Here is a 14,427-nt window from a genome sequence, read left to right on the forward strand (position 1 = left end):
ACCATGAGCATGACCCCGAGTGAACTGAAGTACGCGAGCAGCCATGAGTGGGCGCGCCTGGAAGAAGATGGCACCGTCACCATCGGTATCAGTGACCACGCACAGGAAGCGCTGGGCGATGTAGTGTTTGTCGAGGTGCCAGGCGTTGGCGATCGCCTTGCCGCTGGCGATGAAGCCGGTGTGGTGGAGTCAGTCAAGGCCGCGTCCGACATTTATGCGCCGATCAGTGGCGAAGTCATCGCCGTCAATGAAGCCCTGGAAGATGAGCCGGAAACGGTGAATGCCGACCCCTACAACGACGGCTGGTTTTTCCGCCTGCAACCGGACGACACCAGCGAGTTGGAGAAGTTGCTGAGCGCCGAGGACTACGCCAACCACTGTGCCGACGAGTGAGCGCTGACCTGTTCCTGCGGGCGGGCGCTGACCGGCGCCTGGCTGCGGGACACCTCTGGGTATTCTCCAACGAAGTCGACGTACAGCGCAGCCCGCTGCAATCCTTTGCTGCCGGCGATGTGGTTCAGGTGCGCCGGGCAGATGGTGCCCTGCTCGGTTCCGCCTACATGGAGCCGCAGTCGCTGATTTGTGCTCGCGTGTATGCGCACGGCCTGGAGCAGAGCCTTTCGGCCGACTGGCTTGCGCCGCTGGTGGCGAGAGCCCTGGCCAGCCGCGAGGCGCTGTTGCCGGGGCAATGCTATCGACTGGTTTACGGTGATAGCGATGGCATTCCCGGCCTTGTGGTTGACCGTTTTGGCGCATACCTGGTCATGCAGTTCCACAATGCGGGCATTGAGCAACACGAGTCTGCCGTGATCGAGGCTTTGCGGCGTGTGCTGAACCCCGCCGGTATTCTGTTGCGGGCGGACAGCCGCAGCCGCCGCGAGCAGGGGCTGGTCGAACGGGTGGAGGTGGTGTTCGGCGAGGTGCCGGAGGTGGTGAGCCTGCAGGAGAATGGCGTGGCGTTCGCGGCGCCGGTATTGCAGGGGCAGAAAACGGGCTGGTTCTATGACCATCGTATGGCCCGTGCGCGGCTGCGTGACTACGCACCGGGCCAGCGTGTGCTGGATGTGTACAGCTATATCGGCGGCTGGGGTATTCAGGCGGCTGCCAGTGGCGCCAGCGCGGTGCTCTGTGTGGACAGTTCGGCAACGGCGCTGGCAGGGGTTGCCGCCAATGCGCGCCTGAACGGGCTGGAGGAACAGGTTGCGGTACGTCAGGGGCAGGCGGCGGAGGTGTTGCAGGCCTTGCGCAGCGAAGGGCAGCAGTTTGACCTGGTGATTGTCGACCCACCGGCCTTCATCCAGCGTCGCAAGGACATCAAGAAAGGCATCAAGGCCTACCAACGCATCAACGAACTCGGCCTGGCGCTGCTCAGCCCCGGTGGGGTGCTGGTTTCCGCGTCCTGTTCCATGCATCTTTCACGCGCGGATCTGGTGCTTGCCGTGCAGGGCGCGGCTCGTCGCAGCGGCTGTGAATTGCGCGTGCTGGAACAGGGCGGGCAGGGGCCGGATCACCCGGTTCACCCACTCATCCCCGAAACCGATTACTTGAAATCGGTATTTTCCCGGCGGCTTACGCCCGCAGGGAAATAACCGGCCAACCCTCCGCCACCGCTCGCGCCCGCAGCGTGGCGTCGGGGTCCACGGCCACCGCGAAATCGACACATTCCAGCAGCGGCAGGTCGTTGTGGGAGTCGCTGTAGAACCAGCTCCCGGCCAGGTCCAGTTGTTTGCTTTGCAGCCAGCTCTGCAGTCGCAGCACTTTGCCATGATGGTATGACGGAATGCCGACGGGTTCGCCGGTATAGTGGCCATCCACCAGCTCCGCGTCGCAGGCGAGCAGGTCGTCGATACCCAGGGCATCGACGATAGGTCGCGTGATGAAATGGTTGGTTGCCGTGATCACCAGCAGGTGGTGGCCCTGCTGCCGGTGGTTGGCGATGAGGTCGCGGGCCCGGGGCAGCATGATCGGTTCGATCTTTTCGCGCATGAATTGCCGGTGCAGCGGTGCCAGTTCTTCCGGTGAGCGTCCGGCGAGCGGGCCGAGTGCGAAGCGCAGGTAAGCGTCGATATCCAGCGTGCCTGCCTGGTAGTCCCGGTAAAAACGCTCGTTTTCTCGGGCAAAACTGTCGCTGTCCACCAGCCCCTGTTCGCACACGAATTGGCCCCACAAGTGGTCGCTGTCGCCGCTGATCAGGGTGTTGTCGAGGTCAAATATGGCAAGTGTCATGCTGTGCTCCAGGCTGGCGCGAGGATAGCGTGGCCGGCCCGCAGAGTAAATTTCTCAGACACCGGAAAGTGTGGAACAATAGTCGGTCGCATAATAAGGATGGTATCCGGTGATCGATTCAGAGGGATTCAGGCCCAACGTTGGGATCATACTGGCCAACGATGCAGGCCAGCTCCTGTGGGCGCGCCGCATTGGTGGCCGTGACGCCTGGCAGTTTCCGCAGGGCGGCATCAACCGGGGTGAAACCCCGGAGGAAGCCCTGTACCGGGAGCTGCACGAAGAGGTTGGTCTTGCCCCCGAGGCGGTGAACGTGGTGGCCGCCACCCGTGGTTGGCTGCGCTACCGCCTGCCGCGGCGTTTCGTGCGCAAAGACCAGAACCCGCTGTGTATCGGCCAGAAGCAGAAATGGTTTCTGCTGCATCTGCGCGCGGCAGACGATGCCGTGTGCCTGAACGCCAACCAGAAGCCCGAGTTCGATCACTGGCAGTGGGTGAGTTACTGGTACCCGTTGAATCAGGTGGTGGCCTTCAAACGCGAGGTCTACCGGCGTGCCCTCAAGGAGTTGGCGCCGCCGCTGGCGCGACTCACGGATGTGCCTGGCTGATGGCGGCCATGATGCTGGAAACCCTGCGCAATATCGTGCAGGAGGTGAATGCAGCCGAAGGATTCAATGATGCGCTGCAGATCATCGTCAAGCGCGTCCGCGATGCCATGGGCACCGAGGTCTGCAGCGTGTACATGCGCGACGAAGCCAGCGGGCGTTTCGTGTTTCGCGCTACCGAGGGCCTGAACGCGCTGCAGGTGGGTGCGGCGAGCCTGGCGCCGGGTGAAGGCCTGGTCGGCCTGGTGGCCCAGCGCGAGGAGCCGGTCAACCTCGAGGACGCCGAGAGCCACCCCAGCTTCCAGTTGCTGGAAGGCCTGGGCGAGGAACCCTTCCACGCCTTCCTCGGCGTACCCATCATTCACCAGCGCGATGTGCTCGGCGTGTTGGTGATTCAGCAAACCAAGCGGCGCCGCTTCGACGAAAGCGAGGAAGCCTTTCTGGTCACGATGTCCGCGCAGCTGGCGGCCGTGATCGCACACGCCCGGGTCACGGGCGCGGTGCAGGAAGAGCTGCTGGGCGGGGCTGCAGCCCCGGCGCGGATCAACGGTATTCCCGGCGCGCCGGGGGTGGCGATTGGCACGGCGGTGGTGGTTTCGCCGGTGGCCGACCTCTACGCCGTACCGCGCAAGGGCGCCAGCAACCGGCGCCAGGAGCTGCGTGCGTTCAAGGCGGCACTGGCCAGTGTGCGCGCGGATATTCAGGGCGTATCCGACAACCTGCGCGGGGAAATGAGTGCCGAGGATCACGCGCTGTTCGACGTGTACCTGGGTATTCTCGACGACTCCGCCATCGGTGGTGAGGTGGCGGGCCTGATCAAGGCCGGGCAGTGGGCCCAGGGGGCCTTGAGCGAGGTGATGATTCGTCATATTCGTCATTTTGAACGCATGGAGCACAGCTACCTGCGCGAGCGTGCGGTGGACGTCAAGGATCTCGGTACGCGAGTACTCGCTTACCTGCAGGACGCAGCCCGCAATGAGCAGACCGCCTACCCCGCGCACACCATCCTGGTGGGAGAAGAGCTGACAGCGTCCTCTCTCGGCGAGGTACCCCGGGAGCAGTTGGCCGGGCTGATTTCCGTGCGCGGTTCGGGCAATTCGCACGTGGCGATTCTGGCCCGCGCGATGGGTGTGCCCACCGTCATGGGCGCGGTCGATCTGCCCTATACCCGCCTGCAGGACCGGGAACTGGTGGTCGACGGTTACAACGGCATTGTGCACCTGAACCCGCTGCCGGACGTTCGGGCGCGTTTTCAGGACGTGGTCGACCAGGATCAGGCCATGTCACGCGACCTCGAGTCCCTGCGCGAGTTGCCCTGCGAAACCGTGGATGGTCACCGCCTGCCGCTCTGGGTCAACACCGGCCTGATGGCCGATGTCACGCGCTCGCTCGAGCAGGGGGCGGAGGGCGTCGGCCTGTACCGGACGGAAGTGCCGTTTCTTCTGCGTGACCGTTTCCCCAGTGAGGAAGAGCAGCGGCTGATCTACCGCGAGCAGCTCGCGGCCTTCGCGCCGCGCCCGGTGACCATGCGCACACTGGATATCGGCGGCGACAAGGCCCTGCCGTACTTTCCGATAGCCGAAGACAACCCCTTCCTGGGCTGGCGCGGCATTCGTGTGACGCTGGATCACCCGGAGATTTTCCTGGCCCAGGTGCGCGCCATGCTCAAGGCCAACGCAGGTTATGGGAACCTGCGCATCATGTTGCCCATGATCAGTAACATCTCGGAATTCGAAGAGGCGCTGGAGCTGATTCATCGCGGGCACCGGGAAATCGTGCAGGAAGGCACGGAGGTCGCGCTGCCCCCCATCGGTGTCATGGTCGAGGTGCCCTCGGCGGTTTACCAGGCGCGTGCCCTGGCGCGACGCGCCGACTTCCTCTCGGTCGGCAGCAATGACCTCACGCAATACCTGCTGGCGGTGGATCGCAACAATGCGCGGGTTGCCGGCCTCTATCACGCCTATCATCCGGCGGTGTTACAGGCGCTCTGCATGGTGGCGGAAGCCGGCGCGGCGGAGGGCAAGCCCGTGAGCATCTGCGGTGAACTTGCCGGTGACCCCCTGGCCGCCGTACTGTTGATGGCCATGGGTTACGGCGTTTTGTCGATGAATGCCACTGCGCTGCCGCGGGTGAAGAAGTCCCTGCGCAGCCTGACGCACGCGGAGGCCCGTGAGTTGTTGGCCGAAGTGATGCTGCTGGAACACGCCGAAGCGGTGCAGTCGCGGCTACAGACCTTCATGGCGGCACACGGCCTGCAGCAGTTTATTCACGCCCCGCTCGGCTGAGCGTGACCGGGAACCGGTAGGCGTTGCACGCCGCCTGTTTTCCGGCAGGGTCGAACTGGCATTCACGCCAATCAAGTATGGCGCCATCCTCATGATCCGGCCGTTGTAGCCACAAGGTGGTACATGCCCGCGTGCCGTATTCCGGGGTCACGATGAACTGTGCGGACAGACGGCGATCCATGCGCGCCGCCTGCTCCGAGGGATGCAGCGCGTGCTCCTGCGCCAGTTCCCGGTCAGACACCGTGGCCTGAAGTGTGTCGTGGTCGAGGTTGCCGCGATCGACCACCGCCGCCAATCGGGAGCGTGCCCGCAGCAGCTTGGGCCAGGGCGTATCCAGGCGCTCGTTGCTCAGGCCGTAAATGCCGGGCGACAGCGGCTTCGCGGGCTCCCCCGCGAGTCGGTTGCTGTAGTACCAGAGCTCCTCACTGTCGCCGACCAGCAGGTTAAATCCCGCGTAGTCTTCCGCGGCCAGCGCCACCTGGTGCAGGTAGCCTTCGGCGGACAGGTCCGCCGTGAGAAACTTAACCGCCAATTCTCCCCGGGAGCGCGCTGCGGGCGCTGTTTGCGCGGGGTCGCGGAAGTTGGTGACGGCGGCAAAGCGCCCGGCCTCTGTCACACCCATCCAGGTGCCGCCGGCTTCCAGGTCGCGTCCCGCCAACAGTGTGGGGTGGTCGCTCCAGAATCCGGCAGCTGCCGTGGGGCGGCGATGGAATTCATCGCGGTTGGCCGCGAGCAGCAGCGGCGTGGCGGTGAGCACTTTCCAGCCGAAGACAATGAGGCACATGGTCACGTTTCCTTTGACAGCAGCGCTCATCCTGCCACTGGCAGTGAGAATTGTGAATCGCGCGCTGGTGCCGGATAATGCCCGCTCGCTGTGCGGACGGTGGCCAGAGCCGGCGCCGCACGATGCGCCCTCGAGCAAGGATCGAATGCCATGTTGCCCTATCCCGATATCGACCCCGTCGCCGTTTCTCTGGGCCCGATCCAGGTGCACTGGTATGGCCTGGCCTATCTGGCCGGCCTCGCCTTTGCCTGGTGGTTGGGCGTGCGGCGTAGCCGGCGCCCGGATGTACCGCTGTCGCGCGAGCAGGTGGATGACCTCATTTTTTTCAGCGCTCTCGGCGTTGTTCTCGGTGGACGCATCGGCTACGCCCTGTTTTATGGCGGTGAGCGCCTGCTGCAGGACCCACTGTGGTTGTTGCAGGTCTGGCAGGGCGGTATGTCGTTCCACGGCGGCATGCTCGGTGTCATCATCGCGGTTGCCTGGTTTGCGCGCAGCCGCAATGTCGCGTTCGGCGCGGTGCTGGACCTGGCGGCGCTGCTGACTCCCATGGGGCTGGCCCTGGGTCGCCTGGGCAACTTTATCGGCCAGGAACTGTGGGGCCGACCCACGGATGTGCCCTGGGCCATGGTGTTCCCGGCGGACCCGCTGCAACTGGCGCGGCACCCGTCGCAGCTCTACCAGTTCGCGCTCGAGGGGGTGCTGCTGTTTGTAGTACTGCTCCTGTTCAGCGCTCGTCCGCGTCCCATGTGGGCGACTTCCGGTTTGTTCGCCCTGGGTTACGGATGCCTGCGGTTTATAGCGGAGTTCTTTCGCCAGCCGGACGCGCACATCGGTTTTCAGGCCTTTGGCTGGCTGACGCGCGGGCAACTGTTGTGCCTGCCGATGATTGCGCTGGGGCTGTTCTTGTTGTGGTGGGCCTACCACCGGCAGGCGCCGGTGGGCGGCGGGAGGAAAATGGCATGAAGCAGTATCAGCAACTGCTGCAGGATATTCTTGAGAACGGCGTCGCCAAGGGTGATCGGACGGGCACCGGCACACTGTCGGTGTTCGGGCGTCAGCTCCGGCACGATCTGGCGGCGGGCTTTCCGCTGCTGACGACCAAGAAGCTGCACCTGAAGAGCATCGTCAATGAGCTGTTGTGGTTTTTGCGCGGCGATACCAACACCGGCTGGCTGAAAGCCAATGGTGTCAGCATCTGGGATGAGTGGGCCACGGAGAGTGGCGACCTCGGACCCATCTACGGTGCCCAGTGGACGGCCTGGCCCACCCGCGATGGCGGCACGATCAACCAGATCGACTACGTACTGCATTGCCTGCGGCACAACCCGGACAGCCGGCGCATCCTGTTTCACGGCTGGAACGTGGAGTTCCTGCCGGATGAAACCATGAGCCCCCAGGACAACGCGCGTGCCGGGCGCATGGCGCTGCCGCCCTGCCACCTGCTGTACCAGTTCTACGTGGCCGAGGGGCGCCTGTCCGCCCAGCTGTACATCCGCTCCAGCGATTCATTTCTCGGCTTGCCCTACAACATGGCCAGTCTCGCCCTGCTGACTATGATGCTGGCACAGCAATCCGACCTGGTGCCGGGGGAAATCATCATCGCCACCGGCGACTCCCACCTTTACAGCAATCACCTGCAGCAGGTGGCGGAGCAACTGGCGCGTGAGCCGCGTGCGCTGCCGCGGCTGGAGATCCTGCGCCGCCCGCCCACCATCTACGACTATTGTTTCGAGGATTTTCGTCTCGACGGCTATGACCCCCATCCGCACATCGCCGCGCCGGTGGCGGTGTAGCCATGTCTGTGCGCATTGCCTTGATGGTCGCTGTGGCCGCGAACGGTGTCATTGGCCGCGACAACGCTCTGCCCTGGCACCTGCCGGACGACCTGCAGTATTTCCGCCGTACCACGATGGGCAAGCCGGTGGTGATGGGCCGGAAAACCTATGAGTCGATCGGGCGCCCGCTGCCCCGCAGGCCGAATATCGTCGTGACAGCGACCCCGGGCTGGCACGCCGCGGGTGTGGCGGTGACAGATACGGTGCCCGCTGCGCTCGCGCTCGGGCGCGAGCTGGCCCTGGCCGAGGGTGTGGAGGAGCTGGTGGTGATCGGCGGCGCCATGATCTATGCCGCGGCCCTGCCACTTGCCCAGCGCCTTTATATTACGGAAGTGCACGCGGATATCGACGGAGACACCTGGTTTGCGCCGGTTGACGCCGGGGAGTGGCGGGAAATCGGCCGCGAGGAGCGTCCAGCTACGGAAGACAATCCATACCCTTACGCGTTTGTCTGTTTTGAGCGCCGCGGGTCCGATTGTGACACTTAGTTGACGCGAACAAACGTTACTTTGAGCTTTTTCTGCTGTTAAGTTTGTCACCTATCTACACGTTTAAGAGAAATGGCCGCAGGACCGCAGTGGATTGATTGAAAATACCGGGGTATTGGGTTTAAATTCTTCACCTCGGTTTACCGTTACTTATTTTTTCACTATAAACGTAGCAGCAACGTGGATAGCACAGCAGTACGCTATCTCGGCACTGAATCACTCTAGTTGGAAATAGGAAGCACAATTCCCATGACTATGCATCGATTGAAGAACGTATTGATCGCTGCGCTTGTCGCAACGGGCACCCTCGCGGGTAGCGCAGCGGCAGTGCAAGCCAATACCCTCGACTCCGTTCTGGAGGTGGGGGAAGCCCGCAACGAGGCGGCGCGCAAGTCGCAGCAGAAAATCGACCGCCTGGCCGATGAGACGCGTGACCTCCTGTCCGACTACAAGTCGGTCATGAAGCAGGTCGATGGCCTCAAGGTCTACAACGCGCGCCTGCAGCGCCAGATCGACAACCAGATGGCCCGCATCGCGGACATCGAGGAGTCGATCAACGAAGTCACCGTGATTCAGCGCCAGATGACCCCGCTGGTCATTCGCATGATCGACGGCCTGGAGCAGTTCATCGAACTGGATGTGCCGTTCAACCTCGAAGAGCGCCGCGAGCGCATTGCCTTCCTGCGCAGCAACGTGGATCGCTCCGACCTGACGGTTGCCGAGAAATTCCGCCAGGTGCTGGAAGCCTACAATATCGAGTTGCAGTACGGCCGTGGCTTTGACAGCTACAGTGCTGCTATCGACATCAACGGCACGACGCGCGATGTCGATTTCCTGCGCATTGGTCGCCTGGCGCTGGTTTACCAGACCACTGACGGCACCGAGAGCGGCGTCTGGAACAAGGAAACCAACAGCTGGGAGCCGCTGGATTCCGGTGACTACGCCAACGCCATTCGCAAGGGTGTGCGCATTGCCAAGCGTCAGGCCACTATCGAACTTCTCAACATGCCCGTTGCTGCACCGGAGGCTGAACAATGAAAGCGCTTAACACGATTTTTTCCGCCCTGGTACTGGGCGGAGCGCTGGCCGTATCCGGCGTAAGCATGGCCCAGGAAGAGCCTGCGCGCGACGCCGCCAGTCTGAGTGAGCTGCTCGGCCTCGTGAAGCAGGGCCAGGCGCAGGAAGCGCGTGAAAACGCCGAGCGTGAGCGCCGTTTCAGTGCTGACAAGGCCAACCAGGCCAAGGCGCTGGAGCAGGCCAGGGCCGAGCGCGCGCGCCAGGAGCAGTTGTCCACCACGCTGGAAGCCAAGTTCGAAGAGAACGAGCTGCTGGTCGCTGCCAAGCAGGAGCAGCTGAAGGAGCGCCTGGGTTCACTGACCGAGCTGTTCGGTCATTTGACCGCTGCAGCGGGTGACCTGTCTTCCAACATTGAAGTGTCTCTGGTGTCGGCGCAGTACCCCGATCGGGAGCTGTTCCTGAAAGAGCTGATTGCCAAGATGAGCGGCTCCGACAAACTGCCGCGTATCGAGGAAATTGAGCGCGTCTGGTACGAAATGCTGCGTGAAATCACCGAGACCGGCAATGTTGTGCGCTTCAATACCGAGGTTGCCACCGCGACCGGCGAGCGTACCGACCGCGAAGTGGTCCGTGTGGGTGCCTTCAACGTCATCGATACCGATGGCAACTACCTGGCCTTCAACAACGGTAACCTCAGCGTCTTGCCGCGCCAGCCTTCTGGTCGCTACAACGCCTGGGCGGAAGAATTGGCCAATGCCGACAGCGGCATTCACCAGTTTGGTATCGACCCCACCGGTCCTACCGGCGGTTCCTTCCTCGCGGCGATCATCGACAGCCCGACGCTGGAAGAGCGCTGGCACCAGGGCGGCTATGTGGGTTATGCAATTACCGCAGTGGGTGTGTTTGCCTTCATCCTCGCGCTGTTCCGCCTGATCGTTTTGTCAGCCGTGGGCGCCAAGGTCAGCAGCCAGCTGAAAAGCAAGACGGCCAACACCAACAACCCGCTGGGCCGCGTGCTGAAAATCCACGAGGACAACCCGTCTATGGACGCGGAAACGCTGGAACTCAAGATGTCCGAGGGTGTCATGCGTGAAACGCCCAAGCTGGAGTCCGGCCTCACCCTGCTGAAGATCATCGCCGCGGTAGCGCCGCTGATGGGTCTGCTGGGTACGGTGACTGGTATGATCATCACCTTCCAGGCCATCACCATCTTCGGCGCTGGCGATCCCAAGGCCATGGCTGGCGGTATCTCCTCCGCACTGGTTACCACCGTACTGGGTCTGCTGGTTGCTATCCCCACGGTTCTGCTGCACACCATCGTGAATGGCCGCGCTCAGCGCATCATCCACGTGCTGAACGAGCAGGCGACCGGGATTGTAGCCGAGCACTCTGAATCCAGCGGCAAATAAGCAGAGGTTCGACCATGTCGGGAGGAATTTTTGACAGCACCCTCGCCTTTATGGACAAAGGCGGGGATGTGCTCTGGCTCATCGCCATCCTGGTGTTCGTGATGTGGACGTTGATCTTTGAGCGGCTTTGGTACTTTACCTTTGCCTGGCGCAAGGAGGCTTTTGCCATCATCAACACCTGGGAGGCGCGCAGCGAACGCAAGTCGTGGAATGCGAAGCAGATTCGCGCCCGGCTGCTGTCCCGGAGTCGCGAGGCCATCAACGCCAACCTCCCGGTCATCACCACCATGGTCGCCCTGTGCCCGCTTCTTGGCCTACTGGGTACGGTGACAGGCATGATCGAGGTGTTTAACGTGATGGCCGTGACCGGTGGCGGTGACGCCAAGTCCATGGCGGGTGGTGTAGAGCGATCTACCATTCCCACCATGGCGGGCATGGTGGCCGCCCTGTCCGGGCTCTTCGCGAACACCTACCTGAACCGTGTCGCGACGCGGGAACAGGAATTCCTACAGGATAATTTAACGTCCGATCACTGATCGGACGCTGACAGGTAGCAATCAGATGCGCAGACTTGCAAAACAGCAGGAAGACGAAGGAGCAGAAATCGACCTGACGCCGATGCTGGACGTCGTGTTCATCATGCTGATCTTCTTCATCGTTGTCGCCTCGTTCATCAAGGAGGCCGGTATAGAGGTCAGCCGGCCAGACAGCGCCAAGTCGGACCCCAGTGATGCCACCAGCATTCTGGTGAACATCCGTAGTGACAACCAGATCTGGATGGAAAACCGGCGTGTCGACGCCAGGGCTGTCCGGGCGAACATTCAGCGTCTGCTCGCCAATGATCCGGAACAAGCGGTGACGATCAAGGTCGAAAAAGGTGCCAAGGCCGGTGCGGTCGTGGACGTGGCGGACGCGGCGCGTGAGGCCGGGGCTGGCGCGGTCAACTGGGCCAGCGAAGGGAAATAGGATCCATGAGCATTCGAGATAACGCAGCCAGAAAGGCCGCGGCGGACGAGGGCAATATCGACCTGACGCCCATGTTGGACGTCGTGTTCATTATGCTCATTTTCTTTATCGTCACGTCCTCCTTCGTCAAGGAGCCTGGCGTAGAGCTGCTCAAGCCACAGGCAACGACCACCGAAGCCTGCGAGCGGGGCACCATTATTTTCGCCGTGGATGACCGCGGGGAAATCTTTTACGACAAGAATCGCGTGTCTCTGGATCGCGCGGCCCGCCTGGCAGAGGGTGCCAAGAAAGAAGCGCCACAGGCGAATATTGTAGTACAGGTAGATCGCGATACGCCCGCGTTTGCAGTCGAGCAGCTGGTTGACGAAATCCGTCCGCTGCTCACGGCTCCGCCCTGTATTTCAACGGATGACGAGGTGTAAACGGAATGGGCAGCAGCTTTGTTAGGGTACTGGTGGGTGCACTGGTAGCGATCCCTGTAGCGATCGGCCTGTTTTTCGTAATGCAGAGCCTGATCAGTCGCGAGTACCAGCAGGAAGATGTCGAGAGCCGTAAAATTGCGGACATCGTTGTCCCCGAGACCGAGATCGAGGTCAACGTGGCGCAGAAGAAGCCAGAGAAGGTCGAGGATCCCGAGGAGCCGCCACCGGAACTGGATACGCCGGATATGGACATGGATATGGACATGAATGTGGTCAACACTGCACCGCGTGCGAGCGTGGATGTGTCGATCAGCTCATCCGGCATGTCCAGTGGCGACGGCGAGTATCTGCCCATCGTCAAGGTGGCACCAGTCTACCCCCGGCGGGCTCAGACGCGTGGCATCAGCGGTTATTGCATTGTCGAGTACACGGTGACCCGCAACGGATCGATACGTGACCCACGCGCAGTGGATTGCCAGCCGTCGGGCGTGTTCGAGTCCGCTTCGGTGAAGGCCGCAGAGAAGTTCAAGTACAAGCCGCGGGTGGTCGATGGCGAGCCGATTGAGGTTGCCGGCGTCCAAAACAAATTCACCTACGAGCTGGAACAGTGAGCGTTATGAAATTGTACGATCCCACACGCTGGTTACGTTCGGCGCTGCTGGCACTGCCTCTCGCCGCCACGCCCGTGGTGCTCGACCAGGCCGGCGCGGAGTTTGGCTTCGCACCTTTGGCGGCGGCGGTTGCCCAGGAAGGCGGTGGAGACCAGCGCGAGACACGTCGCACGCCGGCGCTGCGCAACGCGGTCTATGAAAAACTGTCCGAAGCACAGGCCGCCGCAGAAGCACAGGATCTGGCCGGCGCATCGCGCGTGCTGGACGAAATGCTCGGTGCGGGTGGCAAGAACGAGCTGAACAGCTACGAATTGGCCAACGTCTACAACCTCTACGCGTTCATTCACTACTCGCGCGAGGATTACAACAAGGCCCTTCAAGCCTACGAAAACGTGGTGCGTCAGCCCGATATCCCGCTGGCGATGGAAATCAATACCCGCTATACCATTGCGCAGCTGTATTTTGTGCAGGAGCAGTGGCAGCAGGGTGTCAACGCGCTGTTGTCCTGGTTCGCCATGACCGACAACCCGCCAGAGGACGCCTACGTGCTGCTGGCCCAGGGTTACTATCAGCTCAACGACTACCCCAAGGCCCTGAACAATGTTGAGAAAGCAATCAGCATGTACAAGGAAAAGGCCAAGGTGCCGAAGGAGCAGTGGTACAACCTGGCGCGTTTCCTGTACTTCGACAAGAACGACGTCACCAATGCGGTGCGTGTGCTTGAAGAGCTGCTGACCCACTATCCTGACAAGCAGTACTGGGTGCAGCTGTCGCACATGTACGGCGAGCAGAAGCGCGACAGCGAACAACTCGCCGCCATGGAAGCGGCCTACGTGCAGGACATGCTGGACAAGGGCTCAGAGCAGGTCACCATGGCCTATCTGTACCTGAATGCCGAAGTGCCCTATAAGGCGGCCAAGGTGATGGACAAGGGCCTGGGTAACAAGTCGGTCGAGGCCACCTCGCGCAATTACGAGATCCTCGGCAACGCCTACCGTCAGGCGCAGGAAATCGACAAGGCTATTCCGGCGATGGAAGAAGCCGCGGCGCGCTCCGAAGACGGTGAGCTGTACACGCGGCTGGGTAACATCTATCTGGACGGCGATGAGTTCAAGAAGGCGATTGATGCCATCACCAAGGGCCTCGCACGCGGCGGTGTGAAGCGTCCGGATACGGCGCGCCTGGTGCTGGGCATGGCCTACTTCAACGACAAGCAGTACGAGAAGGCCCGTGAGGCATTCAAGGCTGCCGGCCGTGACGAGCGTTCAGCCAAGTTCTCCAGACAGTGGATTCAATACATGGATTCCGAGCTCGACCGTCAGCGCCAGCTGCAGGAAGGCTGAACCGGGTCAGGTGGCCTCGAAAAAAAAGGAGCACTGAGGTGCTCCTTTTTTTTGGGGTCGAAAAACGCTCAGGCTTAGACCGGTGTGACGTTCTCTGCCTGTGGGCCTTTCTGACCGTTGGTGACGGTGAACTGCACTTTCTGGCCATCAGTGAGGGTCTTGAAGCCATCGCCCTTGATTGCGCTGAAGTGTACGAACACGTCGGGGCCATTTTCGCGCTCGATGAAGCCGAATCCCTTGGTCTCGTTAAACCACTTAACGGTGCCGGTTTCTGTAGACATATGTGTTACCTGTATAACTTGGGAAAGCCCGGTTCGGGGCTCCAGGGGTTAGTCACTATTTATGTTCAACGTACCGAGGAACTTAAGGGAACTTCGACCACGCGCATAAATACCACTGATTACTCAGCTGCAAAGAGTTTAGCACCGGGTTTTGCAGCG

17 protein-coding genes are annotated in these 14,427 nt (G+C 61.8%); 14 read left to right on the forward strand and 3 right to left on the reverse strand.

Translation table 11 applies throughout. The features are described from left to right. The first annotated feature begins 3 nt into the window (after positions 1-3). The gene (gene gcvH / locus G533_RS0112440; protein ID WP_027950230.1) at positions 4-393 is read left to right on the forward strand and encodes a glycine cleavage system protein GcvH; all 390 of its coding nucleotides are present in this window, start codon (positions 4-6) and stop codon (positions 391-393) included. After that, positions 390-1,589 carry a class I SAM-dependent rRNA methyltransferase gene (locus tag G533_RS0112445; RefSeq protein ID WP_027950231.1) on the forward strand — a complete coding sequence of 400 codons (1,200 nt, stop codon included), beginning with the start codon at positions 390-392 and terminating at the stop codon, positions 1,587-1,589. The genes gcvH and G533_RS0112445 overlap by 4 nt, the downstream gene beginning before the upstream one ends. On the opposite strand, the gene G533_RS0112450 is transcribed toward G533_RS0112445, so the two are convergent. Next, a complete protein-coding gene (locus G533_RS0112450) occupies positions 1,570-2,226 on the reverse strand; it encodes a histidinol-phosphatase (RefSeq protein ID WP_027950232.1) in 657 nt (218 codons plus the stop codon). The genes G533_RS0112445 and G533_RS0112450 overlap by 20 nt on opposite strands. Before the next feature lie 109 nt (positions 2,227-2,335). Between G533_RS0112450 and G533_RS0112455 the strand changes: the two genes are divergently transcribed. After that, positions 2,336-2,830, forward strand: coding sequence for an RNA pyrophosphohydrolase (locus tag G533_RS0112455; RefSeq protein WP_027950233.1), 495 nt, complete (start codon positions 2,336-2,338; stop codon positions 2,828-2,830). An 11-nt stretch (positions 2,831-2,841) separates the two neighbouring features. After that, complete coding sequence (ptsP, locus tag G533_RS0112460) at positions 2,842-5,112, forward strand: phosphoenolpyruvate--protein phosphotransferase (RefSeq protein ID WP_027950234.1); 2,271 nt, start codon at positions 2,842-2,844, stop codon at positions 5,110-5,112. Here the strand turns inward: ptsP and G533_RS0112465 are convergent. Next, positions 5,090-5,896, reverse strand: coding sequence for an NRDE family protein (locus G533_RS0112465; RefSeq protein ID WP_027950235.1), 807 nt, complete (start codon positions 5,894-5,896; stop codon positions 5,090-5,092). The two genes, ptsP and G533_RS0112465, sit on opposite strands and share 23 nt — an antisense overlap. A gap of 150 nt (positions 5,897-6,046) precedes the next feature. Between G533_RS0112465 and lgt the strand changes: the two genes are divergently transcribed. The 10 genes from lgt (at position 6,047) to G533_RS0112515 (ending at position 13,987) form a co-directional block, all read left to right on the forward strand. After that, the gene (gene lgt / locus G533_RS0112470; RefSeq protein ID WP_027950236.1) at positions 6,047-6,859 is read left to right on the forward strand and encodes a prolipoprotein diacylglyceryl transferase; all 813 of its coding nucleotides are present in this window, start codon (positions 6,047-6,049) and stop codon (positions 6,857-6,859) included. Beyond that, positions 6,856-7,689: a thymidylate synthase gene (locus tag G533_RS0112475; RefSeq protein ID WP_027950237.1), complete on the forward strand. Its 834-nt coding sequence runs from the start codon at positions 6,856-6,858 to the stop codon at positions 7,687-7,689. The genes lgt and G533_RS0112475 overlap by 4 nt, the downstream gene beginning before the upstream one ends. A 2-nt stretch (positions 7,690-7,691) precedes the next feature. Then, positions 7,692-8,219, forward strand: coding sequence for a dihydrofolate reductase (locus G533_RS0112480; RefSeq protein WP_027950238.1), 528 nt, complete (start codon positions 7,692-7,694; stop codon positions 8,217-8,219). Positions 8,220-8,468: 249 nt separating this feature from the next. After that, positions 8,469-9,257: a DUF3450 domain-containing protein gene (locus tag G533_RS0112485; RefSeq protein ID WP_027950239.1), complete on the forward strand. Its 789-nt coding sequence runs from the start codon at positions 8,469-8,471 to the stop codon at positions 9,255-9,257. Further along, the gene (locus G533_RS0112490; RefSeq protein WP_027950240.1) at positions 9,254-10,645 is read left to right on the forward strand and encodes a MotA/TolQ/ExbB proton channel family protein; all 1,392 of its coding nucleotides are present in this window, start codon (positions 9,254-9,256) and stop codon (positions 10,643-10,645) included. Before G533_RS0112485 ends, G533_RS0112490 begins: the two co-directional genes overlap by 4 nt. Positions 10,646-10,659: 14 nt before the next feature. Beyond that, a complete protein-coding gene (locus tag G533_RS0112495; RefSeq protein ID WP_027950241.1) occupies positions 10,660-11,181 on the forward strand; it encodes a MotA/TolQ/ExbB proton channel family protein in 522 nt (173 codons plus the stop codon). Between the two features lie 25 nt (positions 11,182-11,206). Then, positions 11,207-11,611 (forward strand): ExbD/TolR family protein, encoded by a 405-nt coding sequence (locus G533_RS0112500; RefSeq protein ID WP_027950242.1) that lies wholly within the window; start codon positions 11,207-11,209, stop codon positions 11,609-11,611. Positions 11,612-11,616: 5 nt separating this feature from the next. Next, positions 11,617-12,033: an ExbD/TolR family protein gene (locus G533_RS0112505; RefSeq protein ID WP_027950243.1), complete on the forward strand. Its 417-nt coding sequence runs from the start codon at positions 11,617-11,619 to the stop codon at positions 12,031-12,033. A 5-nt stretch (positions 12,034-12,038) separates the two neighbouring features. After that, the gene (locus G533_RS0112510) at positions 12,039-12,644 is read left to right on the forward strand and encodes an energy transducer TonB (protein ID WP_027950244.1); all 606 of its coding nucleotides are present in this window, start codon (positions 12,039-12,041) and stop codon (positions 12,642-12,644) included. A 5-nt stretch (positions 12,645-12,649) separates the two neighbouring features. Continuing rightward, complete coding sequence (locus G533_RS0112515; protein WP_027950245.1) at positions 12,650-13,987, forward strand: tetratricopeptide repeat protein; 1,338 nt, start codon at positions 12,650-12,652, stop codon at positions 13,985-13,987. Between the two features lie 74 nt (positions 13,988-14,061). On the opposite strand, the gene G533_RS0112520 is transcribed toward G533_RS0112515, so the two are convergent. Continuing rightward, positions 14,062-14,268 carry a cold-shock protein gene (locus G533_RS0112520; protein ID WP_027950246.1) on the reverse strand — a complete coding sequence of 69 codons (207 nt, stop codon included), beginning with the start codon at positions 14,266-14,268 and terminating at the stop codon, positions 14,062-14,064. Positions 14,269-14,427: the final 159 nt, after the last annotated feature.

The organism is Haliea salexigens DSM 19537 (assembly GCF_000423125.1).
In the GTDB taxonomy this organism is placed as follows: Bacteria; Pseudomonadota; Gammaproteobacteria; order Pseudomonadales; family Halieaceae; genus Haliea; species Haliea salexigens.